The organism is Kiritimatiellia bacterium (genome assembly GCA_028715905.1).
Classification (GTDB): Bacteria; Verrucomicrobiota; Kiritimatiellia; order JAAZAB01; family JAAZAB01; genus JAQUQV01.
On the sequence record JAQUQV010000124.1, the window covers coordinates 1 to 3,158 of the forward strand.

Annotated in this window: 2 protein-coding genes; both read left to right on the top strand. The window is 56.6% G+C overall.

All coding sequences use genetic code 11. The features are described 5' to 3' along the window. Positions 1–357 precede the first annotated feature (357 nt). A complete protein-coding gene (locus PHP98_12055) occupies positions 358–1,722 on the top strand; it encodes an ABC transporter permease (protein MDD5484361.1) in 1,365 nt (454 codons plus the stop codon). A 172-nt stretch (positions 1,723–1,894) separates the two neighbouring features. Beyond that, complete coding sequence (locus PHP98_12060) at positions 1,895–2,875, top strand: ABC transporter permease (GenBank protein MDD5484362.1); 981 nt, start codon at positions 1,895–1,897, stop codon at positions 2,873–2,875. Positions 2,876–3,158: the final 283 nt, after the last annotated feature.

Here is a 3,158-nt window from a genome sequence, read left to right on the forward strand (position 1 = left end):
TGCGCAAGGCCTATGCCCGGACAAAAGAATTTTCCGCCCGGAAAAAAATGACCATGCGGCAGGCGGCCTACTGCCTCGCGCTTGAAAAAATCGTCCACAGCATGGTTGACCGCGGCGTGCAATAAAAGCGCGAATTGCCTAATGCAGGGATCTGGCAGGCTGGCGAAGGCGAATAAACGGCCGGCGGTCCGTTGTTGATGCAGCGACTTCTCCGCAAAACCGGCCTGCTCCGCCGTAGTAAGCCTGCTGGCTGCGCAGGCTGACATATGCCTGCCCAGCCGCAGGCCAGCCGCGCGCTGCGCGTAGCCAGGGGGTAAACGGAACGGTTTAACATGCCTTCCTTCCCGGACAAAAATTATGGGGCGATATATTTTAAGACGCATATGGCAGATGGTGCCGACCATGTTCGGCGTGATCGTCATCACGTTTATTCTTTTTAACATTGTCGGCGGCAGTCCGGCCATGATGACCCTCGGCAAAAACGTCTCGCCCGGGGCGCTGGAGGAGTTTGACGAACAGCGCGGCTTCAACAAGCCGCTGTTTTTCGGCAACTGGACGAAAACCCGCGCCTTCAGCGACAATGCTTTTACGCGAAACGCGTCTTCCTGGCGGGAACATGAATCCGTTGTCTGGGTGCCCGGAAAAAAAAACCGCGCCGGTTATGTTCTTTTTCCGCCCGACAGCAGGTTCCCGGTGCCGTTGGAATTCAATCTGAAACCGGAGACCGGATATCGCTGGGTGATCAGTTATGATCTGGCGGAGGGCGCGGCTTCTTTGCGCATGGATAATTCCGCCGGCGGGGATATGCGCCTCCGCAATACCCGGGCGCTGAACTCCGGCCCCGGCCGGCAAAAGGCGGAAATAGATTTTTCAACCGAAGAAAACACGTCCGGTCTTAAATTTTTCCTGCAGACCGGCGCGGCGCCTCTGAAAATCAGCTCGCTGCAACTCCGGCGCCGGACGAAAAACTTTTTTGATTCCCAGTTTGTTTTTTATCTCGGCCAGCTGGCGAAATTTGAGTTTGGCCGGTCAAATTATTCCAACCAGCGCGTGTCCCGGATGCTGAAGGACGGGATTCTTCCTTCGCTTTTTTTAACCGTCCCCGTTTTTGCGATCGGGCTGATTGCGGCGGTAAGCATCTCGCTGGTCTGCGCCTTTTTCCGCGATACCTGGCTTGACCGGATGTTCGTTGTGGCGGCCGTGGCGCTCATGAGCGTCAATTACCTGGTCTGGATCATCGCCGGCCAGTATTGCTTCGCCTACCGTCTCGGCTGGTTTCCGATCTGGGGTTTTGAATCCTGGCGTTATCTCTTGTTGCCGGTCCTGGTCGGCGTGATCAGCGGGCTGGGGGATAATCTCCGTTTTTACCGGACAATCATGCTGGACGAAATGTACCGCGATTACGTCCGCACCGCCCTGGCCAAGGGAGTCGGGCGGGGCGGGGTCCTTTTCCGGCATGTTCTTAAAAACGCCATGATTCCGATCCTGACAAACGTGATTATCGCCATCCCGTTCCTATATACCGGCAGTCTTCTCCTGGAAAGTTTTTTCGGCATCCCCGGCCTGGGCAACATGGGGATCAACGCAATAAATTATTCCGACGTGGACGTCGTGCGCGCCATTGTCTTTATCGGCGCTTTGCTTTACGTGGCGGCCAACCTGCTGACGGATATCTGTTACGCCCTGGTTGATCCGCGGGTCAGATTAGACCGTTCCATTTAAACATGATACCCTTTTGCGTAGAAGTTTAAATAAGACCGGCGGATCGCCAGCCGGGAAAGTTTTGGATGGCGGCACTGCCGCCTTGGGATAATTGTTTGCCGCCCGCTTCGCAGGACGCGGAGAAAGAAAAAACAATCTCTGCGAACTAGGCGTCTCTGCGGTAAAAAATAAAATGGAAACAGAAGTAACACATAGCCATTCGCTCTGGCGCGAGGCGTGGCGGCAGGTGAGAGGCAACCGCCTCGCGGTTGCCGCGTTGTGGATCATCGGCTTTTATTTTATCCTGGCGCTCTACGGCGAGGGCGCCTACTGGTATTACAAGCTGCGCGACGTCACCCCCCCCTATCAACAGACGAATCTCTCCCAGGTGTACCTTCCGCCAAGTATTTTCCGTCATCCGTTTGCGGCCGCCCGGGATTCCGGCGCGCGGGAATCCCCGCGCGCCGCCGTCCGCGTTCTTAAAAATCTTGCCCGGCATCCTCTGGGCACCGACAACCTGGGGCGCGACGTTTTTCAGCGCACGGTGCAGGGCGCGCGGATCGCCTTTCAGGTGGGCGTCATCACCGCCTGCATTGCTATCCCGATCGGCGTGATCCTCGGCTGTCTGGCGGGCTACTTCGGCGGCCGGACCGATGATTTTATCGTCTGGCTCTATTCAACCTTTGCCGCAATCCCCGGCCTGCTTTTCATCCTGGCGATTGCCATGGTGGTCGGCAAGGGCCTGCTCGGCATTTATCTCGGCATCGGTCTCACCACCTGGGTCGGGTTGTGCCGGCTGATCAGAGGGGAGGTCATGAAACACAAGACGCGCCCTTATGTTCTGGCGGCCCGCGCGCTCGGGTTCAACCCGGCGCGCATCATGTTCCGCCATATCCTGCCGAATGTTTTCCACATCGTTATCATCACGTTTTCGCTCCGTTTTCCGGCCGCGATCTCCACGGAGGTCTTCATGAGTTTCCTGGGCATTGGCGTCCAGGGCGAGCCTTCCTGGGGTATCATGATCAGCAACGCGCGCCTGCGGCTCTGGCAGGGCGTCTGGTGGGAAATGACTTTTGTGACCCTGGCGATCTTCCTGATTGTGCTGGCATTCAACCTGTTCGGGGACGCCTTGCGCGACGCGCTTGACCCGCGCCTGCGCACCAGCGAAAGATGAGAAGAAGGCAGAAGGCACAAAGGCAGAAGGCAGAAGGCAGAAGGAAGAAGGCAGAAGGAAGAAGGAAGAAGGAAGAAGGCAGAAAGGTAACTTCGCAATGGAAATCGTAAAATGATTAAAGCTGTCCTGTTTGATTTTGACGGCACTTTGACCGTGCCGGGCTTGCTTGATTTCATCGCGATCAAGCGGGCGATCGGGTGCCCCGATAATTCAACGATTCTTGAATTCATCGTCGGGCTTTCATCGGAAAAGGAACAGAAAAAAGCGCGTGCCGTGCTTGCCG